The organism is Photobacterium sp. GB-56 (genome assembly GCF_003026105.1).
Taxonomy (GTDB): Bacteria; Pseudomonadota; Gammaproteobacteria; order Enterobacterales; family Vibrionaceae; genus Photobacterium.
In genome coordinates, this window is the sequence record NZ_PYNW01000012.1 from 62,185 (window position 1) to 85,580 (window position 23,396).

General features: G+C 39.0%; 19 protein-coding genes and 1 pseudogene. 11 read left to right on the forward strand and 9 right to left on the reverse strand.

Annotated features, from left to right (window positions below; translation table 11 throughout):
* The first annotated feature begins 13 nt into the window (after window positions 1-13).
* A complete protein-coding gene (locus C9J42_RS15630) occupies window positions 14-1,312 on the forward strand; it encodes a DEAD/DEAH box helicase (protein ID WP_107247257.1) in 1,299 nt (432 codons plus the stop codon).
* A 73-nt stretch (window positions 1,313-1,385) separates the two neighbouring features.
* Here C9J42_RS15630 and C9J42_RS15635 read toward each other — a convergent pair whose 3' ends face one another.
* A complete protein-coding gene (locus tag C9J42_RS15635; RefSeq protein WP_233217792.1) occupies window positions 1,386-2,408 on the reverse strand; it encodes an HAD family phosphatase in 1,023 nt (340 codons plus the stop codon).
* Between the two features lie 75 nt (window positions 2,409-2,483).
* Window positions 2,484-4,334: a beta-ketoacyl synthase gene (locus C9J42_RS15640; protein ID WP_107302138.1), complete on the reverse strand. Its 1,851-nt coding sequence runs from the start codon at window positions 4,332-4,334 to the stop codon at window positions 2,484-2,486.
* Between the two features lie 156 nt (window positions 4,335-4,490).
* On the opposite strand from C9J42_RS15640, the gene C9J42_RS15645 reads away from it, so the two are divergent.
* Window positions 4,491-5,468, forward strand: a complete 978-nt coding sequence (locus C9J42_RS15645) for a GlxA family transcriptional regulator (RefSeq protein WP_107302139.1) — start codon at window positions 4,491-4,493, stop codon at window positions 5,466-5,468.
* Window positions 5,469-5,633: 165 nt separating this feature from the next.
* Here C9J42_RS15645 and C9J42_RS15650 read toward each other — a convergent pair whose 3' ends face one another.
* On the reverse strand, window positions 5,634-7,538 hold the full coding sequence (locus tag C9J42_RS15650; RefSeq protein ID WP_107206853.1) for a DEAD/DEAH box helicase: 1,905 nt from the start codon (window positions 7,536-7,538) through the stop codon (window positions 5,634-5,636).
* A 739-nt stretch (window positions 7,539-8,277) separates the two neighbouring features.
* Here C9J42_RS15650 and C9J42_RS15655 point away from each other — a divergent pair.
* From C9J42_RS15655 to C9J42_RS15670, 4 genes are all read left to right on the forward strand, one after another.
* Window positions 8,278-10,302, forward strand: coding sequence for an exoribonuclease II (locus C9J42_RS15655; protein WP_107292204.1), 2,025 nt, complete (start codon window positions 8,278-8,280; stop codon window positions 10,300-10,302).
* Window positions 10,303-10,376: 74 nt separating this feature from the next.
* Window positions 10,377-10,952, forward strand: a complete 576-nt coding sequence (locus C9J42_RS15660) for a DUF1415 domain-containing protein (RefSeq protein WP_105062492.1) — start codon at window positions 10,377-10,379, stop codon at window positions 10,950-10,952.
* A 145-nt stretch (window positions 10,953-11,097) separates the two neighbouring features.
* Window positions 11,098-12,339, forward strand: a complete 1,242-nt coding sequence (locus C9J42_RS15665; protein WP_107206850.1) for a GGDEF domain-containing protein — start codon at window positions 11,098-11,100, stop codon at window positions 12,337-12,339.
* 474 nt (window positions 12,340-12,813) lie between these two features.
* Window positions 12,814-12,999 (forward strand): hypothetical protein, encoded by a 186-nt coding sequence (locus C9J42_RS15670; protein ID WP_045147560.1) that lies wholly within the window; start codon window positions 12,814-12,816, stop codon window positions 12,997-12,999.
* A gap of 57 nt (window positions 13,000-13,056) precedes the next feature.
* Here the strand turns inward: C9J42_RS15670 and C9J42_RS15675 are convergent, their stop codons facing one another.
* Window positions 13,057-13,332, reverse strand: coding sequence for a PepSY domain-containing protein (locus C9J42_RS15675; RefSeq protein WP_107206849.1), 276 nt, complete (start codon window positions 13,330-13,332; stop codon window positions 13,057-13,059).
* 469 nt (window positions 13,333-13,801) lie between these two features.
* Here C9J42_RS15675 and C9J42_RS15680 point away from each other — a divergent pair, with 469 nt between their 5' ends.
* Window positions 13,802-14,293 (forward strand): hypothetical protein, encoded by a 492-nt coding sequence (locus C9J42_RS15680; RefSeq protein ID WP_107206848.1) that lies wholly within the window; start codon window positions 13,802-13,804, stop codon window positions 14,291-14,293.
* Between the two features lie 74 nt (window positions 14,294-14,367).
* On the opposite strand, the pseudogene C9J42_RS15685 reads toward C9J42_RS15680, so the two are convergent.
* Window positions 14,368-16,106, reverse strand: a pseudogene (locus C9J42_RS15685) (amidohydrolase).
* 224 nt (window positions 16,107-16,330) lie between these two features.
* On the opposite strand from C9J42_RS15685, the gene C9J42_RS15690 reads away from it, so the two are divergent.
* From C9J42_RS15690 to C9J42_RS15700, 3 genes are all read left to right on the forward strand, one after another.
* A complete protein-coding gene (locus C9J42_RS15690; protein ID WP_233218490.1) occupies window positions 16,331-16,657 on the forward strand; it encodes a hypothetical protein in 327 nt (108 codons plus the stop codon).
* Between the two features lie 152 nt (window positions 16,658-16,809).
* Window positions 16,810-17,511, forward strand: a complete 702-nt coding sequence (locus C9J42_RS15695; RefSeq protein WP_107206846.1) for an HAD family phosphatase — start codon at window positions 16,810-16,812, stop codon at window positions 17,509-17,511.
* Window positions 17,512-17,855: 344 nt separating this feature from the next.
* Window positions 17,856-18,629, forward strand: coding sequence for a DUF2076 family protein (locus tag C9J42_RS15700; RefSeq protein WP_107206845.1), 774 nt, complete (start codon window positions 17,856-17,858; stop codon window positions 18,627-18,629).
* A gap of 60 nt (window positions 18,630-18,689) precedes the next feature.
* Here C9J42_RS15700 and C9J42_RS15705 read toward each other — a convergent pair whose 3' ends face one another.
* Window positions 18,690-19,448, reverse strand: a complete 759-nt coding sequence (locus C9J42_RS15705; RefSeq protein ID WP_107206844.1) for a hypothetical protein — start codon at window positions 19,446-19,448, stop codon at window positions 18,690-18,692.
* A gap of 44 nt (window positions 19,449-19,492) precedes the next feature.
* The gene (locus tag C9J42_RS15710) at window positions 19,493-19,906 is read right to left on the reverse strand and encodes a septal ring lytic transglycosylase RlpA family protein (protein ID WP_107206843.1); all 414 of its coding nucleotides are present in this window, start codon (window positions 19,904-19,906) and stop codon (window positions 19,493-19,495) included.
* A gap of 246 nt (window positions 19,907-20,152) precedes the next feature.
* Here C9J42_RS15710 and C9J42_RS15715 point away from each other — a divergent pair, with 246 nt between their 5' ends.
* Window positions 20,153-20,404, forward strand: a complete 252-nt coding sequence (locus C9J42_RS15715; protein WP_005364493.1) for a DUF2999 family protein — start codon at window positions 20,153-20,155, stop codon at window positions 20,402-20,404.
* Between the two features lie 99 nt (window positions 20,405-20,503).
* On the opposite strand, the gene nirD is transcribed toward C9J42_RS15715, so the two are convergent.
* Together nirD and nirB are read right to left on the reverse strand one after the other, a co-directional pair.
* Window positions 20,504-20,875 carry a nitrite reductase small subunit NirD gene (nirD, locus tag C9J42_RS15720; RefSeq protein WP_107302140.1) on the reverse strand — a complete coding sequence of 124 codons (372 nt, stop codon included), beginning with the start codon at window positions 20,873-20,875 and terminating at the stop codon, window positions 20,504-20,506.
* Window positions 20,872-23,388, reverse strand: coding sequence for a nitrite reductase large subunit NirB (gene nirB, locus C9J42_RS15725; protein WP_107302141.1), 2,517 nt, complete (start codon window positions 23,386-23,388; stop codon window positions 20,872-20,874). The genes nirD and nirB overlap by 4 nt, the downstream gene beginning before the upstream one ends.
* Window positions 23,389-23,396 lie beyond the last annotated feature (8 nt).

Below are 23,396 nucleotides of genomic sequence, written 5' to 3' on the forward strand. Positions count from 1 at the left end.
TTAGGAACAAAGCATGTCATTCTTATCACAAGGTTTTTCTCAAGATTTAGTTAAAGCATTAACTGAAATCGGTTATGAAAAACTCACACCAGTGCAACAAAAAGCTATCCCTCAAGCACGTCGCGGTGCTGATATTCTTGCACTAGCACAAACAGGTACAGGCAAAACTGCCGCTTTTTCACTGCCAATTATTCAAAAATTAATTGAAAAACCAAAATCAAAAAGCCGCTTCAATGTTCGTGCTCTAATTTTGGCACCGACTCGTGAACTGGCAGAGCAAATTGCAAATAACATCAGCGACTACACTAAATACACTAGCATCACTTGTACTGCTGTTTTTGGCGGTAAAAAAATGTCGTCACAAGAAAAACGCCTAGAACAAGGTGTTGATATTCTTGTTGCTACACCTGGCCGTCTGATCGAGCATATGGAACTAAACAATGTTTCACTAGCAAACCTTGAATTCCTTGTTTTCGATGAAGCAGACCGTATGTTAGATATGGGCTTCATCGGTGCGATCCGTGTGATCCTTGATGATATCCGAACCAAGCCTCAAACCATGTTGTTCTCAGCAACGTCTTCAGCACAAATGAATGCTCTGGCTGCTGATATTCTTCATAAACCACAACGTATTACGGTAACCCCTGAGAATAGTACAGCTGATACCGTCTCTCACGTGGTTTACCCTGTTGATGAAGATCGCAAGCGTGAAATGCTGTCTGAATTAATTGGCAAAAAGAACTGGAAACAAGTACTCGTTTTCGTCAATTACAAAGAAACAGCGAATCAACTGGTTAAAGAGCTTAAACTAGACGGTATTAAAGCAGTACTTTGTCACGGTGATAAAGCACAGAGCGCGCGTCGTCGTGCATTGGAAGAGTTTAAAGAAGGCAAAGCACGTGTAATGGTTGCAACAGAAGTTGCTGCCCGTGGTCTTGATATTCAAAACCTGCCGTATGTTGTTAACTACGACATGCCTTTCCTTGCAGAAGATTATGTTCACCGTATTGGTCGTACAGGCCGTGCAGGACAAAAAGGTAATGCCATTTCTTTTGTTAGCCGTGAAGAAGAGCTAACACTAGTGCAAATTGAGCGCTTGATCGGTCAACGTATCCACCGTGTTCAATTAATTGGCTATGAACCAAAAAGCCGCGATGCCTTACTAGAGCGTATGCACTCAAAGCCTGCTTTCAGTCAACGTGAAGGGAGAAAGAATAACCCGACACAAGATCAATCTGCTGCTGAGCGTCGTGCACGTTTACGCCGCGCTATCAATAGCAAAGCTACGAAGATCACGACACTTAAAAAATAAGTTTTTTGTTAGTGTTTGATTCAAAATAGAACGATAAAAAGCCGAGCATATCATTATGCTCGGCTTTTTTTATTTATGGCAAGACACGCTGTTGTGATTGCGTTGGATAGATTTGACACCAATCATTCTTCATGTCAACGACTTGCCATTTATTTTGTTTCGCCGCTTCCATCAGTGCTGGTGTAAACTTACCCTCAAACGAGTTTGCGCCATACTTCCACTCACGCTTTGCATCAGTGTGGTGGATCAGCATACCAAGACTTATACCTTTTTGAGAGGTCGTCCATTTCAACATTGCTTCGTCACCAGTTGAATTACCAATAGCTAAAATTGGACGTTTTCCGATAATCGTTTCAATGTTGATCGCTTTCTGTGGGCCATCATTAATGTAAATCAGCTTGCTGTTTTTCTCTAATTGACCATCTTTATAAGTATAACCAAAAGCGGTACCAATCACATTTTGTGCTGGAATATGGTATATCGCTTCGCTCCATGGTTTAACGAAAGAGCTACCTCCGCCCGTTACAATGAAGACATCAAATTGATTAGCTTGTAAGTAATCAATCAGTTCAATCATTGGTTGAAACACCAACGATGTATAAGGGCGTTTAAAACGTGGCGATTGATTATTTTTAAGCCAGTTAATTACATCTTTGCTATATTCCGCTGGTGTCATCTCTGATTGCGAAGTTTCTAAAATAGGCAACAATGCAGCCCAGCCTTTTTTAAAGATCGCATCAGTATTGTTATTTAAAACCCAGCTATAAGGTGTGGTAGTTTTCCACTCTGGGTGATTAGCACTCTTCTTTTTTATTTGATCAAAGGCAAATAAGAACTGAGTATAGATTGGCTTTTCTGACCATAATGTACCGTCATTATCAATCACAGCAATACGATCAATAGGTTTTACATAATCCTTACTTCCTTCTGTTGTTACTTTTTCAACAAAACTCAAAAGTGCACTTCTTGGTTGGCTATTTGCCCATAACGGTAACGAGGCCGTATTCTGCTGACATTCAACACTGAAAGCCGGTAAGGTAAAAAGTGATAACACTACACCCACAAGCCCTATTACTATTGCTTTATTCTTATTCACACTGATGTTCCATATATTAAAAAGGGTAAGTCAAATAATAACTTACCCTTTCAGAAATGCGAGAAAATATACTTATTAGATATAATCTAAGTATGGATTTCCCGTGCTCAAATCAATTGCTTGCTCAAATTCAGATAAACGTAGACTATCTTGTGTCATGGTGATTGAATTCTCATCCATCACCGCTTCCCCAAAGTGGTAACGAATGGTTTCTTGCCCATAGCAAGCGGCTTTATCATTACTACAAGATACATCGGAAATAGCTTGGTTAGACTGATAATAGCGAGCCATCACATTCTGGCCATGTTTTGCCGTTAACATGGTCAGTGTTTGCTTAGGTGATAAAACAAGACCTGAAGCATTATTACCACCAAACCCTTTAGCATTTAATATTACCGCTTTATAATCTTGCCCCATCTCTCCAGCAAATTGATGATCCATTAATATATTCAAGTTTGAGTGATGAACATCATCTGCAATATGGTCAATGGTTTTAATTCCCGGGATCCAGCCGTGTTGCCATACACCAAGTGATGCGACTAACTGATCCCCAGCCGCCGCACTCATTGAATGCCCAACATAAGATTTGATTGCGGTTACTGTCCAATTATCAATATTAAACGTTTTAGCCACTTCATTGAGAATATGACTTTCTGTTACACGGTTTTGAGGCGTCCCTGTACCATGCGCTTGAACAAATGTTTGCTTAACGCCTTCTTCGCCTAAAATCGCTTTGGCTAGTGCTGCAGCTTTTGCAACCGTGACATAGTTACCTACACCGGGTGCCGAAATCGACTTTTTATTAGCATCAGCATTAACGAAGACATCAGCCACTGACCCGTAAATGTTTGCACCAAGTTTTAATGCTAATTCATCATCCATTAACACAACAAATTGTGCTGATTCAGCCATCGTGAAGCCAGCATTGGCAGAAAATGGACGACATGCACGGCGGTTATCTACCTCATCACTGCTATCAAGCGCTTTTAATTGGGCATCTTCTGCCAGTGCGCCCATAACACGGAACCCTTCCATAATTTCAGGTATCACCGGTGCTTCAGCATTACCGACAATCACTACTTTTGATTTACCATGCTGAATGTCATACATACCTTGGCGTAGGTTATACAAAAACGTCGCGCAAGCCCCCATGTTTGTACCAGTTGTCCCAATACTATTAATCACGTAACCATTGATAAAATCAGCTGGCATTTCAGCCAATGACAACGCCATCATTTTAGAGCTAACACGCCCACCTGTGAGAGAAGCTGCAAGCATACCACCCAATGAATTCTCATCAATTTGCGCTAAACCACTACCCGCATAAACTGACACTTCATCGGGTTTAATATGTTTAAGAATCTCATCCCACTCAACGCCTAATGAATTTAATGCATCAGATGCTCCATAGATGGTTAAGCTAAGTCCACGAGGATGAAAACGTGAGTTGTATAATGAAGCTGGATTGAAACCCGCGGGAATATTTCCGCCACTGGTAACAGGGAAAGCAACACGATCTTCAATCAATGCATCAAGGTTACCATTAACCGTGATATGTACTTTGCTCCCATCCTCTACGACTTCCCAATTATCAGGGATTTTGGTCGGCAACTTCGACTTACGTAAAGTAAAACAGATCTTATCGTTGTCTGTATTTAAATTAGCTTTGTATTGATACAGTAAATTATCAGGATCAAAAGAATCGATACGACGAACAAATGTACCTGCCTTAATCGCATCAATAACTTCAGCAGTCACTTTATTATCAGCTTCCAATCCCATTCGAGAAGCAAGATCTTGCCATGTTGATTCCATCACATCAGCTGAAAGAACATCAGCAACCATCAATTTATAGCTATGAAAGCCTGAACTACGACCAGCAGCATTGATGCCACCTAAACCTACAATTAACGGTAACTTTGCCATTTAAAATCCCTGACTTTTATTTAAACACTGTTTTAAAACAGGATAACAGTATTAGATTGTTTATCACCTAATATATGTGCCAAAATTACTGCCATATGTGCCACGCATTAAAATAATAAGCAACATAACTAATATACTGATCACACAAGGGAAAGTATGAAAATTGGATTTGTGCTCTATCACCGTGCTTTGATCACAGGAATATCACTAAGCGCTGAAATGCTCACCAGTGCTGCTAGCCTTCGTGACCGAAAAAGCCAAAAAGAGAGCCCATTTGAAATAAAAGTGATAGCGCCTAGCCTAATACCACCCAAATTAACTGCAGGTATTCGTATTCAACCCGATTGTACCTTTGCAAATGACGAGTCATTTGATGTCATTATATTGCCGCCTATGTGGGGGAACCCATTAGCTTCACTCTCCAAACATCCTGAAATTCCATATTGGCTTATTAAGCAATACCAGAATGGAGCCAAAATTATTGCGACAGGAACTGGCGCTATCTGGCTTGCTGAAACGGGTTTATTAGACCACCAAGCAGCCACAACTCACTGGTATTTTCACGATAAATTCTCTCAATTATATCCAAAGGTAAAACTCAATAGGCAGGCATCAATCACCTCGGCCAATGGACTTTATTGCACCGAAAGTATTAACTCACAAACAGAAATGGTGCTGTACTTTATAACAAATAATTTTGGTCAGAAAATTGCTAAAACGATAGAGACACATTACGGGCATGAGATCAGTAAATCTGATCATCAACCGTTTTATGAAATTGGAGGGCAGGTACAATTTGATGAATCAATTGCTTTAGCGCAAGACTGGATCAGACTCAATATGAGCAAGTCGATCACCGCAAAAAATATGGCAGAACATTGCCAATTACCTTTACGCACTTTTAATCGTAAATTCAAAGATCAGGTAGGACTTGCTCCTCACCAATATCTTCAAAAGATCCGAATGGTTACCGCGAAAGAACTTCTGCGCGATTTTGGAATGACAATCAATGATGTTTCAGAACAAGTGGGTTATAAAGATTCCTATTATTTCTCAACCATCTTTAAAAAAGAATTCGATGTTACTCCGAATCAATACCGAAAAATGGTAAGAGCTAAAGCTTATAACGCTTAGGTAATTTTAAAACTAAAGACTGAAAGTTCTTAATATATATAAATGTATACCACATCAAGATAATATTAACTGCAAGGCAATATATCTCATCCAAACATTGATAAACACAAAAAAGCCGAGTTAAATAACTCGGCTTTTATTTAGCAATCTAATTTAATGAATAAATTATGCTTCTGTGCGAGGCTTGCGATCTGTGCGAGGTGCACCATCACGGTTACCACGGTAACCACCACGTGTGTCATTACCACGATTACGGTCAAAGCGACGCTCACCACCACGTTCACCACCACGATTACCGTCACGGTTACCACGGTAGCCACCACGGTTGCCGTCACGATTACCATCACGGTTGCCGCTACGAGGACGGTGTTCACGAAGAACTTCGCCTTCAACAACTACAGCTTTAACATCATTTTGACGAATGCGTAGTTTCTTAAGCTGAGAAGCTACTTCTGCTGTCATCTTCTTAGGAAGCTGAACAAAAGTATGCGTTGGAGCAAGTTTGATTGCACCAATGAACTCTTTGCTTAGGCCTAGTTCGTTTGCGATTGCGCCAACGATGTCTTTAACTTGAACACCTTGCTCACGACCAACTTGTAACTGGTAAGTATCCCAATCAGCATTGTTGTATGAACGACGTTCACCGCGCTCACGACGGTCACCACGCTCGCCACGCTCACCGCGGTCACGATCGTTACCACGACGCTCACGGCGTTGTGATTCACGCTCGATAGCAGCGATCATTGGGTCTGGACCTTTATAGAATAAAGGACGGTTACCTTGCTGGCGCTGAAGAAGCATTGCTGCTAGTGTTGCTGCATCAACATCGATTGATTCTTGTAGTTTTTCTACAAGTTCAACAAACGCTTCTACACTTGTTTGTTCTTTTTGTGCTGCTAGTTCTTCGCCTAAACGGTTTAAACGAGATGCAGCAACTAAATCACGTAGAGGAAGTTGAATCTCTTCCATGCGAGACTTAGTAACACGCTCGATAGTACGAAGCATACGAATTTGGTTTGTGCGAACGAGTAGAATCGCTTTACCAGTACGTCCTGCACGACCTGTACGACCGATACGGTGAATATAAGATTCAACATCGAACGGGATATCGTAGTTAAATACGTGAGTAATACGTGGAACATCAAGACCACGTGCTACAACGTCAGTTGCAACTAGAATATCGATAACACCACGTTTGATGTGATCAACAGTACGCTCACGTAGCGACTGTGGAATATCACCGTGAAGTGCCGCAGCTTTAAAGCCACGAGAAGATAACCAATCAGCTAGACGTTCAGTATCTTGACGAGTACGAACGAATACGATTGATGCATCAGTATCTTCAGTTTCAAGTAGACGACTCATTGCTTCGTCTTTCTCTACGCCTTTAACAACCCAAAACTGCTGCTCTACTTTCGCAACAGTACGGTTTTCACCAGCAACGTCAATGCGTGCAGGGTTACGTAGGAAACGATCAACGATTTCTTTAACGATTGGAGGCATAGTTGCAGAGAAAAGTACACGCTGTGCTGTTTCTGGTGCTTGTTCCATGATCCAAGTTACATCGTCAACGAAGCCCATCTTCAACATTTCATCAGCTTCATCAAGAACAAAAGTATGTACTTCGTCTAGTTGAAGTTGCTTACGTGAGATAAGGTCTTTAACACGACCAGGTGTACCAACAATAATGTGAGCACCATTTTTAAGTGCACGCATTTGATCAACGATTGAAGCACCGCCGTAAATTTCAAGAACCTTTAGGCCTTTGATATTTTGACCAAGTACTTTAATTTCTGCAGCAACCTGAATTGCAAGCTCACGCGTTGGAGCCATAACAATTGCTTGTGGTTTGTGCTGAGATAAGTCAACTTTGTTTAGTACAGGCAGTGAGAATGCTGCTGTTTTACCAGTACCTGTCTGCGCTTTACCAAGGGCATCAGTACCAGTTAGTAGTAGAGGTATAGACGCTGCCTGAATCGGCGTTGGCGCTACAAAGCCCATGTTGTCTAGTGCAGATAGAAGTGTGTCGGCCAAGTCTAGTTGGCGAAATTCTGTTACAGTTTCTTGCATTGGGATCCCAATATATGAACGACTTAAAAACGGGGCCCCTTTGCTACATACGGGTTCTGCAACAGCAACCTCAAGCACGGGCCTCGACTAATAGGGGGCGTATTGTGAGGCAATACTTGATAAAAAGCCAGAAAAAATTGAGGAATGTCACAGAATAAGTCTCAAGTTACTATTTCTTGAACAATTAGCACATCAGATAAACATAAATATTCATAAGCCAGTTATTATTTAATCTATCTTACTGTTAATACATTAAATATACTGAGCAAAGTAACCTTAGTGGTTAATCACCTCTCACTTTATAGCCAACACATTCTTATCTTATAAATAGAGTTTCAAATTGCTTTCTTTTATCTTTCTTATTTGAAAGATGATGAATTAACACTCATCAATGCGCACTAACTTCATTCTAAAAACAAAAGACATAATACATTGATAAATAATGTTATATCCGCATTGCTTCTTCAATTAATTCAAGACTTATGTATCAATCATTAGTTCAAACATTATAAAGGTCGTATTAGCCCCCCTTTATAATCTCAGTGCTTTATTTTTAATACCTTTACATTTCCAATATTAACCTTTCCCTGAAATTTTTTCGTTGTTATGCAAAATATGCATCGCTTTTATTAAACCCAACTAATGAAAAGCACATTTAATGAAAATATCCTGCTCAAATATTGGTTTTATCAACCCAAAAAAGTATAGTGTCAACGTCAATAATCTGAGACCAGGTATAATGTTTCAAGATAATCCGCTGTTAGCACAGCTTAAAAAGCAAATTCAAGAAACACTTCCTAAAAAGGAAGGTTATATCAAAGCAACTGACCGTGGCTTTGGCTTTCTAGAAACCGATAACAAAGAAAGCTTTTTTATTCCGCCTCTGTATATGAAAAACGTTATGCACGGTGATCGTGTTATGGCTGTTATTCGAACAGAAAAGGAACGTGAAGTAGCTGAACCACAAGAGTTAATTGAACAATCAATGACACGCTTTATTGGTCGAGTGAAGCTAATTCGTGATCGCTTGCACGTTGTGCCTGATCATCCTCAGCTTAAAGATGCCATTAAAGCCAAAGCAGTTAAAGGTTTGAACCCTGAAACGCTTAAAGAAGGCGATTGGGTTGTAGCAATGCTAACCCGCCACCCTCTTACAGACAAAAACAAAACATTCTTCTGTGATATTAAAGAGAAAATCACAGACAGTAATGACAAAATTGCACCATGGTGGGTTACATTAGCACGCCATGAACTACCCAATGCAGAACCAGCACCACAAGAAAGCTGGACTATGCTAGATGAAGCACTTGAACGCCAAGATCTCACTGATTTACCTTTCATTACTATTGATGGTGAATCAACTAAAGATATGGATGATGCCATCTACACAGTTGCAAATGCTGATGGTAGCTTTGATATTACTATTGCGATCGCAGATCCAACCTCTTACATCGCTGTTGGCGATAAGATGGATGATGAAGCACGTGAGCGTGGTTTTACCATTTATTTACCGGGTCGCAATATCCCAATGCTTCCTCGTGAATTAAGTGATGAGCTTTGTTCATTAATTGAAAATGAGCAGCGTCCCACTCTCTGTTGCCGAGTAACTGTCGATAAAGATGGTGTTATCCAAGATAATATTACTTTCTTCGCAGCATGGATAAAATCGCAAAGCCGTCTATCTTACGATAACGTTTCTGATTACCTAGAAAATGGTAATTGTGAAAATTGGACACCAAACGCTGAGATCGAACAACAAGTTCGTGCATTACAAGCATTTGCTGACGCACGTACTAAATGGCGTAAAGAGAACGCTGTTGTATTCCCAGACCGTCCAGATTACCGCTTTGAATTAAGTGAAGATAACGATGTTGTTGCTATTCATACCGATGCGCGTCGTACAGCAAATCGTATGATTGAAGAGGCAATGATCACAGCTAATATTTGTGCTGGTCGTGCGCTACAAGAAAAATTCGGCACTGGTGTATTTAACGTTCATAGCGGTTTTAACCCTGAAAAGTTAGATGCTGCAATGGAGTTTTTAACCAATGCTGATGCACCTTTTGAAAAAGAGCAATTACTTGAATTAAATGGGTTTAGCGCTTTACGTCGTTGGTTAAATACACTTGATAGCACTTACTTAGATAATCGCTTACGTAAATTCCAAGCATACAGTGAAGTGGCAAATACGCCAGCTCCTCACTACGCAATGGGCTTAGATGTCTACGCAACTTGGACATCACCTATCCGTAAGTATGGCGATATGATTAACCACCGCCTATTAAAAGCGCTAATCACAGGTAATGAGCCAAGCCAAACCCCTGATGATAATGTTGGTGATGAAATTGCCTTACATCGTCGTCGCCACCGCATGGCAGAGCGTGATGTTTCAGATTGGCTATATGTTCGTCTGCTAAAAGACGCCGTTAAAAATGCTACCGTCTTTAATGCTGAAGTATTCGATATTAATCGCGCTGGAATGCGTGTACGCCTATTAGAAAATGGCGCTGCCGCATTTATTCCTAGTTCATTAATTCTAGATAATAAAGAACGTATTAGCTGTAGCGGTGAACTTGGTATTATTACCATTGATGGCGTGAAAGAATATCAATTGGGCGATAGCTTTGAAGTTACACTTGCTGAGATACGTAGCGCAACTCGTCAACTTATTGCTAAACCAGTAAAACAATTCCCTGCGCCCGAAAAGCCAGAGAATACTGAGTCAGCAATCGCTGAAGAGAATAAAGAAGAAGTTAAAGCGTAAATCTTCTTTTATCACTTTAAAAGGTCAGCCTTTGCTGGCCTTTTTTATAACTAAAACTATTGGAAAGTCAGTCTATGAAGTCAACAATCGCCGAAAATGATCAAGCGCTTAATGATATTGAGCAAAGTGTTCAGCAATGGCTCAATGATGTTGTGATTGGTTTAAACCTTTGCCCTTTTGCTGCTAAACCTCAACGTAACAAGCAAATTAAAGTTCATGTAAGCAATGATAAGACTGAAAACGATCTGCTTGAGTCCATTTATTTACAACTTAAAGAGCTCGACGAAACCCCACCACAAGAATTAGAAACGACACTTGTTGTCGCACCTTATTTACTTGAAGATTTCGATGACTACAATCAATTTCTTGATTTAGTCGAAGGACTTGTCGTCCAACTAGGTAAAAGTGGGATATATCAAATCGCTAGTTTTCATCCAGATTACTGCTTTTATGGTACAGAACCTGAAGATGCTGAAAACCTAACAAACCGTTCGCCCTATCCTATTTTTCATTTGATCCGTGAAGAAAGTATGGAGAAGGTACTCAAGCACTACCCTGATCCTGAGGCGATCCCTGAACGAAATATTGACTGTGTTGAAAATTTAACGCCAGAGCAAATTAAACAACTTTTTCCCTACCTAAAAAAGTAAATAGATAATTTAAGTTATTGATGTGTTAGCCGATATAGCTAAAATAGTCGCTATGGCTAACATATTCATGGAAGATGATAAATACGAATAATTATTAGGCTCGTATTCGCTCATAAACAAACGTATTTATTTAAGGTTGAGATTAATGCTCCTTTTTTCACACTTTCGTTCAGCAGGCATGCGGTTAATAATCCCGTTAACGATAGCAATCTTAATGTTAATAGCATTACCTTTTTCCGCAGTATCTTTGGCTAACTATCAAGATCTTCTTGTCAATATTCCCTACATTCTATTTACGATAGTTATTTTTCTGAGCCAACCATTTAATCAAGGCAGAACCGGTTATGTTGCACTAATTATGTTAGTTGCATATCTAATCATCATTCATTACCTGCAAACGCCTTTAACAAACGATAACGTTAAACTCATTTTTAGCTTACTTGCAGGTTTACTCCCCTTTAATCTTCTGCAAGTACATATCATGCCTGATAAGCGCTTATTTTCTCGATTTGGCGCACTATTTTCTGTATTTTTACTCTTACAAGTAGGATGGGCTGCTTTAGTATATAAACACTTTAACGCTACAGATCTTACATCTTGGTGGGATACATACCTTTTTACTTATCGAAACTTGTCGCTATTACCATTGGTTATATTGTTATTAAATCTCGCCTTGGTATGTAGTAGCGCATCAACACTTTTGAAACGAAACCATAGTTCAGATCAAGCCGTCTTCATCTGTTTGCTGTTTAGTTTTGTTACGTTTACCTTTTTCCAATACTCTTTCATCTCTAGTGTTGCCTTCAGTATTGTCGCGATATTACTACTTATTAACATCATCAGTTGTAGCCATGAATTAGCCTTCATTGACCAGCTGACAGAAATCCCGGGGCGTCGTGCGTTAGATAATGAGCTTAAGCATTTAGGAAGAACCTATACCTTAGCGATGATCGATGTTGACCATTTTAAGAAATTTAATGACAAATATGGCCATGATACTGGTGACGACGTACTCAAGTTAGTTGCTACTCTTATGAAAGACATTGATGGTGGTGGCAATGCCTACCGTTATGGTGGGGAAGAGTTCACGATTTTATTCAAAGGAAAAAGTATCGATGAATGTTTGCCATTTCTTGAAGAATTAAGAGAAAAAATTGAAAAATATAAAATGATTATTCGTGATCATGACAAGCGTCCTACTAGCAATCGGTCAGGATCTAAAGCTCGTGGACAAGAGAAAACATCAAAATCAGTCAAAGTAACAGTCAGTATTGGCGTTGCAGAAAACTATTTAGAACAAGAACCAGAAGATGTTTTAAAACAAGCTGATAACGCATTATATAAAGCGAAAGAGGCTGGAAGGAATCGTGTGCAATGTACACAGTAGCCAAAATAATATCATCATGCTAGTAATATAAAAACAAGCCCGATATGCATCGGGCTTAATACATTATAAACTTGCACTCATATAGCTAAAGAACAACCAACCAGTATTGATAATCAGCGGCCAAACTTTATTCAATACTATTTTTGGAGAACATCCACAGACTCTTTTTTATTCATAGCCTCAGATTATTCACAATCTGCTTGTTTTTATCTTTATAAAACTATCAACAAATCAAACATATCACACAAATTTTACAATCGACCACTTTATTTAACTAAACAGAATAATAGCTCGTTTATTGATATAAAATGACCGTTTTTATGAATATTATACCTCTTTGATTCATTTTATTACTGCAAAAAACCGGGTTGTTAAGCCATTGTTATATATTTTTAGTATAAAATTATAAGGTCAATCACAATTGGCCAATTATTCAGCGCGGCATATGATAATGATATAGATGGAGGACTGAACATGAATAACCAAGATAGAATTGAAGATATCGAACAAAAAATATCTATTGCCTATCAAGAAGGTCATTTTGATCAGGCCAGAGCCCTAGAGAAGCAATTAAAGAAAATGCGGGGACACCATAATTTATATGATCAAAATGACCCTTACTCGCTAGAGGGACGTTTTTATTATGATGATCACGACTAAAGAAGTCGTCATTTAATATCAGGCGATGATCAATCATCGCCGTTTTTATTATAATGCCTAATCCAGCTGCGCTTGCATGATATTACCGGTATAGAGATCCATTTCTATCTCAACACGATGGCCGTCTTTATTTAATGCATCGACTTCTATCTCATTATATTCTCGAACTACCTTAATTTTTCGAAAATCATAATAGCCATCTTTTTCAAGAATTTGCATTGCCTTAGGGATACTAATTACGTCTAAAGCCTTTTCTATCGGATCGGCATGAGCTGCTGATATAAAAAACAACCCCATAGTACTGACTGATAGTACAAATAGCTTAAATTTCATCTTTTTCATCCATCTGAGCTGCAGTATTTATCAATAGCTTTAAACAACACAAGCTATGATTAACCAAAATAAAATTAGGTATCACTACCACCACGGTTCCCATGCTATTTTCCTACATCTATAATTTTTATCTCTTCCTTGGCCTGTTTTAATTTCAGTGTAACGAATTAATCAACAATAAGACTCTCGATTTAGAGAATTATGTAATGGAGTAAGGCAATGTCAATGTCCTTTATCTTAATCAACAAAAGCTAGACTTACTTCTATTTGTACATATGTTGCATTATTACATCACTTCTATCTTATTCTTTATTAAAAATATTTTTATGTATATTGCAATGTAAAAAAACACCCATCAATTTCGCATACAATTGTTAGCATTAGGAAAGATTTGCTAGTACAGACTTGCTCCTTACTCATTCAAAGGGTATAAAATAAAGTATATTTTATCGTTTAAAGAGCGTTATCAATGAAAAAGTTTGTTTTAGCGGCAGCGATTGCATCATCAATATTACTAACCGGATGCAGTGAAAAAGTTGACGAATCAACAATCAGTAATGTTGTACAATCAAGCCAATACGAGCAACCAAATCTTGGTATAACAGCTGACACGACTCCGTTTGAAGTTAAAAACCTAAAGATTGATAAAGTATTACTTGATACAAAAACTGATTACAAAGCAAAAGTAACTTACGACCTTGTTGCAACAAAGAGTCTTGAGCAATTTAAAGAATCAATGCGTAAAGTTGCAGAGCAACCAGCAAAAGAAAATAATGCCACAGATCAAACCAAAAACGATTTAGGTTCGGCATTAACTAGCCTTAAGAAAAATCTATCTTCAGAAGTGATGGTTGTTGCTTACGGCGCGAAATACGGCGATTTCAAAGCAGGCCAAGTTGTTGATACGATCTCCGAACAAGTTTCGTTGAAAAAAGTCAATGACCAGTGGGTTAAAGACTAGTTTAATCAATAAACAAAAACGCCTATTACCAGTGAACCACTTTTAATAGGCGTTTTTTGCATGTTTATAATCGACTATTTATCAATTGGAAACAGTTTTCCTTCAAATACCGTACCGTAAATTGGGATATCTTTAAGAGTCTTAATTTCTACTTTATACGGGTCTTGCTCTAAAATAGTAAAGTTAGCTATTTTTCCTGTTCTAATACTGCCTAGTGTCTCTTCTTGACCCCAAGAATAAGCTGCTTCAATTGTTATACCACGCAAAGCAGCATCTCGAGATAGTGCTAAGTCTGGACGAATAACATTACCTTCATTACTTATACGTGTTGCAGCACTCCAAGCTAATAACAGTGGATAAGAAGGAGCCATTGGTGCATCAGAGTGAAGCGATACCGGAATCTCTTGTTTTTCTATCGTTGCCAAGCGAACCATTGAGTGAGCACGCTCTTCGCCTAAACCAACCTCTCCGAACTTTTCGCTAAAACCAGTAACATAATAAGGGTTTACACTAATAATAGCCCCGAGTGATTTTAGCTTCTCGACTTGCTCATCTGTAGAGTTTGCAAAGTGGATAATGGTAAAACGATGATCTTCACGTGGGTATTCAGCCTGGCGCTTTTCTAAAATCTTAATTAGCTTCTCAACGCCAAGATCGCCATTTACATGCACCAAGATTTGATAATCATTTTCCCAGAAGATTTTAGTGATCGCTTCAACATCTTCAGGTGTTTGAATCCATTCCCCATGATGTCCATCGGTATAGCCATCTTTCATCTTCATCAACTGAGAGATAATCGCACCATCAAACAACAACTTAACTTGTTTATCAAAGAAACGAACTTTGCCATCTTCAGGTAATATTGTCGTTATGCGTTCAACCTCTTTCAATACACCTTCTTTACCCTTTGCAAAATATGGCGTTTTACTTTCTGGCGTAAAGAATGAATACATAGGTGTAGATTCACCACCTAGGATCTCAAGATATGTATCGATCATATAATCAGGGATAAATGCACCAGGCTCGTTGTAAGCGGTAACCCCTTTTTGATGCAGCATCGTCACCATTTGCTTTAAACCGGCAGAAAAGCGCTCTTTATTACCTAATTCAGATGCAATTCGTGGCAATAAATAAATGAGTGCCCCACCTTCTAAGAAGTGACCTTCATCTAGATTCGCCTGATCAGCCACTTCTTTACCTAGCTTATCAATATCCGTTTGATTAAGACCAAATTTCTCGATAAATGCAGAATTAACATAAAACTCATGTGCTGAACGATGCCACACACCAATTGGACGTGTTTTAGAAATTTTATCTAACTCTTGACGAGATATTTCACCATGGAAGAAATTGTTAAATCCCCATGTCCATAGCACTTCATTCGGATCTTTTAACGCTTTTTCTTGTAATGTTAAAGCTGCAATATAATCATCATGGTTTGTTACTGCTGGCCATGTTTTTGAAGGCAGCTGCCATTCTTCTGGCGCAATAACTGGCATATTTAATGTTAACGCCGCTAAGAAAGGATGTAAGTGTTGTTCAATAAATCCGGGCATTAACACTTTATCGTCCAAATCTACTTTTTAGAGTTTGGATACTGTTTCAATGCTTCTTGTTCAGATCCAACATAAACAATTTTGCCATACTTACTCGTCACAACCGCTTCTGCTCTTGGTTGCGACTTTTCCATAGTGATAACCGGACCACCATAGAAAATGGTGGTTTGAGATTCTTTATTTTCATTTGCATGAGCGCTAAATGATGTAGATGCGAGTAGCAGCATTAGTGAAGAAGAAAGTGTTGAATATTTCATAAATCCCTTTATTTAGTGTAATTATCTAGATCTAACTTAAACAATTTAACCGTAATTACTGTTCCTTTATTAAAAATAGATATATTAGTCACAAAAAAAGTACTGTCCCATCATCACTTTATATATCAATACGTTATGGGAATAATTGAGTAATGTAATTTTTATAGTGAAATACAATCTTTTTCTGTAGAGTATAATTATCATCAAGACGCAATGGAGATGACATGATGAGCATGACTAGCGTAACAATCACAGTTCCAGCGCACTTAGTACCCGGTGGTTTACCCACCCCTAATGTTAAAGCATTTGGGTATAATGGCTTTGAGCGAAGTTTTGTTAATTCAGGCCAAGACGACATAACAACCTTTACTTTTTTTTCACCTGTCACCGGTTGTACTGAGAGCCAGTTTAATAAAGAGCTCGAAAAGTACTTTTGGCACTTTGCAAAAGGAACGCCTTTTAACATCACGAAAGAGTTTGATGATCAAACAACCAAACATCACAGTTGTAAATACCTAAATGAACAGCTCATTCAAGAAAGCATCGCTTAATCTTATCTGCTCTCTCAATACTTTCCGTTTACATTTAGCTGTCGTGATCATGAATTAGTAAAAATTACATGATTACGACACAAAAATGTCACGCTAGCTCCCTACCCTCAGTCAGCAATTTATCGTGATAACTAACTAGTAAGGAATGAGATTTGTCACTTAATCTTGAGCGCAACATTCGCCCTTGTTTGGCCATTTTTGATCTTGATGAAACACTTATCGCAGCAGATTCAGCTAGCCTTTGGACAACATTTCTCGTTAACAACCAACTTGCTTCATCATCGTTAGAGCAACAAGAAGCTGAAATGATGCAAGCTTACCAAAAAGGTAAGCTTGATATGGAGAGCTATATGGATAAAACATTGGCTCCTTTAGTAGGAAAAACAGAACAAGAAATATCTGCTCTCGTTACACGTTTTATTGAAGAATACATTTCACCTGCCGTTTATTCTGATGCCATTAAGCGAATTGAATGGCATAAAAAGCGCGGAGATGAAATCATAATTGTCTCTGCTTCATCTGAACATCTCGTAAAACCAATTGCGGAGAAACTCGGCGTCTCTCATTGCATCGCTATTAATTTAGAAACGATTAACGGTGTATATACAGGGAAAACATGTGGTGTTCTCAGCTATCGCGAAGGTAAAATTACACGTCTTGAATCATGGCTAGCAGAACAATCACAATATTATCGTCACTATTACGGCTATAGTGACTCCATCAACGACTTACCTTTACTTAAATTCGTTCAAAAGCCTTTTGCTGTTAACCCGGATCCTTCTCTTGCGCTTCACGCACAAATGAATGAATGGACAATTATGGACTGGCGACACGATAATAATATCTTACGCTAACAACAGACATACACATCATACCAACAGCATAGTTTTGATTTTATGCTGTTCTAAACTATAACTGTATTGATATTTCACATTGCAGCCCTCATTTACAGATAGTAACAATAATCGTCCCTATTTTTGTGGCGAAGAGTAGATGTGTTACAACTTTCGTAATACATTATCTGGGCATTTTATTTAGATTTAAGACTTGTACTAGTATGTTCAGCTACTGTTCAAGTTAATAATGTGAATAATGCAGTAACGAACTAACCTATAAAGCAAGGTTGATTCTTTTTATTTCAGAGTCAGCTATGCAACTAAGCTATCCCTGCACATAGGGTATTGAGAAGGTAAAAACCATGACTCCACAAGAAAAAGATCTTATTCAAAGTGTTGCTACTAAGCTCAAACAAAGCCCAGAAAGCAAAAAAGATGCAGATGCTGAAAAATTCATTGCCGATGAAATAGCATCTCAGCCCGATGCTATTTACAAACTTACTCAAGCTGTTCTAGTACAAGAAATGGCATTAAAGCAGCTAAAAGAAAAGAACGACTATTTAGAAAAGAATGCTGAGTACTATAAAGAAGAATCAAACCGTGGCTCGTTAAGTCGTATGTTTGGTGGCTCTCGTCCTGCTCCTCAGCCACCACAACCACCTGCTCGCCAACCAAGTGCATTTGGTGGGTTTATGCAAACAGCGGCAGGTGTTGCTGCAGGTATGGTTGCAGGTAGCGTAATTAGTAACATGCTATTTGATCACGATCAGCCAGCAGATACAGCAGCAGCCGATCCAGCGCCAGCAGCCGATGCAACTGATACAACCCAAGATGCGGCACCTGATACAGCATCTGCAGATCAGGCTGTACCAGAGGCGGATGTTGCAAACCCAGCGTTTGACGACCAAGGCGGTAGCAGCTTCTTAGACGACACCGCTAATAACTTTAGCTCTGATTACACTGGTGGATTTGGTAACTCAGGCTTTGATGATAACCAAGGTTTTGGCGATTCAGGTTTTGGCGGTGATGACAGCGGCTTTGGTGACGATGATACATTCGCTAACAATGGTTTTGGTGGTGGCGACAGTGGCTTTGGCGACGACAGTGGCTTTGGCGATTTCGACGACGACCTCTAATCGATTACAAAAACAAAAAAGAGCGCATCAGCGCTCTTTTTATATCTCTAAGATTTGCATTTATTCTACGCTAGAAATTTCGGTTGCTTCTGAATTATCCATTAAAGCACGATAAGCCGTAGCTTCAACTGCCGCAATAATAAATGGAATTGCAATAACAATAACTCCCCAGATAAACACATTAATAAATTTTAGGCTCATCGCAAAGTTAGGGTTAGCAAATAATAAGAAAATGGGTAGACCGATAAACAACATATAAAATGCTACAGGTAGCAGTCCGGCAATCACAAAGGCATATAACCTTTTATGCTTAGTCAGCTCTAGTGCATCTTTAAAAGACGCTTTTTTCCCCGCAGCAATAGCAGGTAAAACAAAAGATAGACGAGAAAAAATCACCCAACCTGCACAGCCTAATAGTAACAATATACAATACAGTACGCCGTTATTTACCCAATCATAATCTACTTTAAAAACAGCCCAGATAGCATATAACAATCCAAATAGTAGGAATAAATAAGCCGTATAGTGACGCTGCTGGACATCAAAACTGATACCTCTCCAATTAGAAAAGCGGGTATCGTCTGTACCATGGCTGTCTAGTATTTGCTGAGTTCGTAGACAGATAATGGAAGAAACTAGGAAAATTGCTATATTTAGGACAAATATAATCGCTTCCTCATATATCTCAATACCTGCCATTGATACTTTTAATGAACGTAATAAATACGTCACTATAAATGGAATGAGTAATGCCTTTACTAACCGTATTTTATTAGCAAAGACGGTTTGTACCGACTGGTGAAGTGTTTCTAAAATCATCTAATATCCTTTCAATCATCGTCATGGCGATAAACTAATACAGGTTAATTTAATGTCTCAACTTTTACCTTAAGTACACCTGACGCTGTATTTCCGATCGCACTAAAAGCTGAACGGGATAAATCTATTACTCGCCCTTTTGTGAATGGGCCGCGATCATTTACTGTCACAACAACACTTTTACTATTTGCTAAATTAGTTACTTTAACTTTGGTACCAAAAGGTAATGTTCTATGTGCTGCTGTTGGTTTATTTTGATCAAAGTGCTGCCCGCTTGCTGTCTTGCGCCCTTGATATTTATTTGCGTAATACGATGCTTTACCGTATTCACTATGGTGCTTATAGCTCAAAACAGGTTTTGTTGATGTCGTATTACCTGAGTTTGCACACCCTCCTACTGTTAATAAACAAACAAATAATAAAATACAGTGTCGAATAGCGATTTTCGGTACAAACATCATTAATCCTATTTATAAGCATCAGAGCAATTTTACGCTATCATATAACTATTTGATAATTCGTATGTAAAGGTTATGTAAAAGTTATAACCCATAGATATATAAGTAACAAATTTAATCACTTATTCTTTATGGGTAATTAACAATACTTCTTCCCCTCCAAGTAAGCATCATTTCTCAGTACTCACAACGAAAAGCTAGTGTTAAACTAATTGTCTATTGTATTTAGTCCTAAAAGGTCATGTGATGAACCCAATTATTGCCCTGTTGAAAGAGAACAATATCAGCGATTCCCAAATTAATGAGATTTTTCAGACATTGACGCAAAACCCCCTTGCAGCAATGACAACAATTAGTCAGTTAGGCTTACCACAAGATAAGCTGCAACAATTGATGGCGCAGGTAATGCAGAATCCAGCATTAATCAAAGAAGCAGTAGAAGAGCTTGGTTTAGACTTTTCAAAAGTTGAAGAAGCAAAAGCACAATTGAATAAATAACTGTGCGTTAACTTCTAGATCAAAAATGCCGTTAATAGTTTACCTACTAACGGCATTTTTATATTTAGACAAAAGCGTACTGCAATAACGATAGGCTCACTAGCCTGTATAAAGCCATAACTCGTTATTGTTCCAACGGGTTTTCCATGTACCAAGGATATGATCAGGCACTTCTATGCACTTTCCTGTAGCCAGATCATAATGTTGTTTCAATAATGGTGAGGCGACACATAACACACCATCTTGATCACCAACAATACCGCGACTCATGACATAAGCTTTTGCAATAGGATCCCAATTATCAACGGCATAAACTGCATTATTTTGTTTAGGCAAGTAATACAGCGCAATTTGTTGTTGATTAACTAAGGCAGCAATACCTGAGTCAGGAACTAAATCATCTTTATGGCAGATCTTAACCCAACGAAGATCTGATTTTATTGATTGAGGTATTTCCGTCACATCACTCATAATTCCTCCTTAATAGGGATACGCTGACCTCGAATACGTTGATATGGTAAGGAGATCTCTTCATCTTTCAGATTAATAAACTGACGAAAACGATTCAGTTTTTGCTCCGATGATAAGGTTGTTTTCCATTCACATTGATAACTATTAATTACATGTTCCATTTGCTGCTCTAATGAGGTGTTGATGGCAAGTTTATCTTCAATAACCACTTGTTTGAGATAATCGAGCCCACCTTCTAAATTTTCTAGCCATACTGATGTTCGTTGTAGACGATCAGCTGTTTTTACATAAAACATTAAAATTCTATCGATATAAGCAATCAAGGTGGGTTTATCTAAATCAACAGCAAATAGATCACCATGACGTGGACGCATACCACCATTACCGCCAACATAGAGGTTCCAGCCCTGCTCTGTTGCAATAATACCAATGTCTTTACTTTGTGCTTCTGCACATTCTCGGGTACAACCTGAGACAGCAAATTTCAATTTATGCGGTGAGCGTAACCCTTTATAACGATTTTCTAATTCAATCGAGAGTGCCATTGAATCATCAACCCCATAGCGGCACCACGTTGACCCCACGCAAGATTTAACGGTTCGTAATGATTTGCCATAGGCATGACCCGTTTCAAATCCCGCCTCAATCAACTCAGCCCATATATCAGGCAATTGTGATAGTTGTGCACCAAACAAATCAACCCGTTGTCCACCTGTGATTTTGGTATATAAATCGTATTTTTTGGCCACTTCACCAAGGGTGATTAATTTATCGGGGGTAATTTCACCACCGGGAACCCGAGGCACAACTGAATAGCTGCCATCCTTTTGAATATTTGCAAGAAAGGCATCGTTAGAATCTTGCAGTGGTTGATAAGGTGATTCGAGAACATGCTCATTCCATAATGAAGCAAAGATTGATGCTGCTGTTGGCTTACAAATATCACAGCCTAACCCTTTCCCATGAGTAGAGAGTAAGGTTTCAAAATCTTGAATTTTTTCCACTTGGCATAAATGGAAAAGCTCTTGACGAGTATAAGAAAAGTGCTGGCAAACATGGTTGTTTACTTCCATTCCCATGCTCGCTAATTGTTCATCAACAATCTGTTTAACCATGGAGCTGCAGCCGCCACACCCTGTACCCGCTTTCGTCACTTGTTTAATTTCACCAAGTTCGTGACAACCCTGCTGTACTTGGCTAATTAATGCGCCTCGAGTAACGTTATGACATGAACAAATCACACTATTTTCATCAGTGGATGGCGCTAACATTGAGGTATCAAATAACAGTTGTGCTGGGTGCTCGGTTAATACTGTTTGATTTAAATAACATTGTAATAAGGCGTCATAATCACTGCTATCTCCCACTAAAATAGCGCCTAAGATTTTCGTGCTGTCAGCATTCACAACTAACTTCTTGTAACGTCCACCAGCACTGTCTTGCAATACAACTTCCTTCGCCCCTTCAGTGCGCATCTGTGCATCACCGATAGAAGCCACTTCAACGCCTAGTAGTTTCAATTTGGTGCTCATATCCGCACCAACAAACTTGGCCTCTGTCTCGCTAGCTAATTGCGAAGCAACAGTACGCGCCATGCTATAACCTGGTGCAACAAGACCAAAAATTCGAGCTTGCCATAACGCACATTCACCAATCGCGTAAATATTCGCATCACTGGTCAAGCAGGTATCGTCAATCACAATACCGCCACGTTCGCCAATTTCTAATTCACATTGGCGAGCAAGGGTGTCTTGCGGTCTTATCCCTGCTGAAAAAACAATCACATCGACATCTAATGGCGTATCATTTTCAAACCATAAACGATGAGTGGCGGTTTCCCCATCAGTGATTTTTTCTGTACGCATATCGGTGTGGATATGAACACCTAATTCAGTGATTTTCTTTGCCAGTAAATCACCGGCTAAATCATCTAACTGAACAGGCATTAGCCGAGGAGCAAACTCAACGACATGGGTTTCTAACCCTAATAAACGTAAGGCATTTGCCGCTTCAAGCCCAAGTAACCCACCGCCAATAACAGCGCCAGTTTTGGCTTGTGAACAGGCATTCTTTATCGCCGCAAGATCATCAATTGTGCGATAAACAAAGCAATTCTGACGATCGTTGCCTTTAATCGGTGGAACAAATGGTGTTGAGCCCGTCGCTAACACTAATTTGTCATAATCTAAGCAAATCAGCTCAGAGGTAACTACATCACGAATATTAACCGTTTGCTGCGCGCGATTGATCTCAACAACTTGTTGCCCTAACCGTAAATCTATACCTTGGTTTTGATACCACGACACATCCCCCAACATAAGATCTTGTTGAGATTTATCAGCAAACATCGCTGATAATTGCACCCGATCGTAAGCCGCTACCGACTCTTCGCCAATAACCGTAATGCAATAGTGTGCTAAACCGCCTTTATCGACTAATTGATCGATAAAGTGATGCCCCACCATGCCGTTACCAATCACAATAAGATGTTGTTTATCCATTCCGTTGTTCATATTGCCTC

Coding starts and splice junctions, on each gene's coding strand:
- C9J42_RS15630 (WP_107247257.1), top strand. CDS start 14: ATGTCATTCTTATCACAAGGTTTTTCTCAAGATTTAGTTAAAGCATTA.
- C9J42_RS15640 (WP_107302138.1), bottom strand. CDS start 4,334: ATGGCAAAGTTACCGTTAATTGTAGGTTTAGGTGGCATCAATGCTGCT.
- C9J42_RS15645 (WP_107302139.1), top strand. CDS start 4,491: ATGAAAATTGGATTTGTGCTCTATCACCGTGCTTTGATCACAGGAATA.
- C9J42_RS15650 (WP_107206853.1), bottom strand. CDS start 7,538: ATGCAAGAAACTGTAACAGAATTTCGCCAACTAGACTTGGCCGACACA.
- C9J42_RS15655 (WP_107292204.1), top strand. CDS start 8,278: ATGTTTCAAGATAATCCGCTGTTAGCACAGCTTAAAAAGCAAATTCAA.
- C9J42_RS15660 (WP_105062492.1), top strand. CDS start 10,377: ATGAAGTCAACAATCGCCGAAAATGATCAAGCGCTTAATGATATTGAG.
- C9J42_RS15665 (WP_107206850.1), top strand. CDS start 11,098: ATGCTCCTTTTTTCACACTTTCGTTCAGCAGGCATGCGGTTAATAATC.
- C9J42_RS15670 (WP_045147560.1), top strand. CDS start 12,814: ATGAATAACCAAGATAGAATTGAAGATATCGAACAAAAAATATCTATT.
- C9J42_RS15675 (WP_107206849.1), bottom strand. CDS start 13,332: ATGAAATTTAAGCTATTTGTACTATCAGTCAGTACTATGGGGTTGTTT.
- C9J42_RS15680 (WP_107206848.1), top strand. CDS start 13,802: ATGAAAAAGTTTGTTTTAGCGGCAGCGATTGCATCATCAATATTACTA.
- C9J42_RS15690 (WP_233218490.1), top strand. CDS start 16,331: ATGATGAGCATGACTAGCGTAACAATCACAGTTCCAGCGCACTTAGTA.
- C9J42_RS15700 (WP_107206845.1), top strand. CDS start 17,856: ATGACTCCACAAGAAAAAGATCTTATTCAAAGTGTTGCTACTAAGCTC.
- C9J42_RS15705 (WP_107206844.1), bottom strand. CDS start 19,448: ATGATTTTAGAAACACTTCACCAGTCGGTACAAACCGTCTTTGCTAAT.
- C9J42_RS15710 (WP_107206843.1), bottom strand. CDS start 19,906: ATGTTTGTACCGAAAATCGCTATTCGACACTGTATTTTATTATTTGTT.
- C9J42_RS15715 (WP_005364493.1), top strand. CDS start 20,153: ATGAACCCAATTATTGCCCTGTTGAAAGAGAACAATATCAGCGATTCC.
- nirD (WP_107302140.1), bottom strand. CDS start 20,875: ATGAGTGATGTGACGGAAATACCTCAATCAATAAAATCAGATCTTCGT.
- nirB (WP_107302141.1), bottom strand. CDS start 23,388: ATGAACAACGGAATGGATAAACAACATCTTATTGTGATTGGTAACGGC.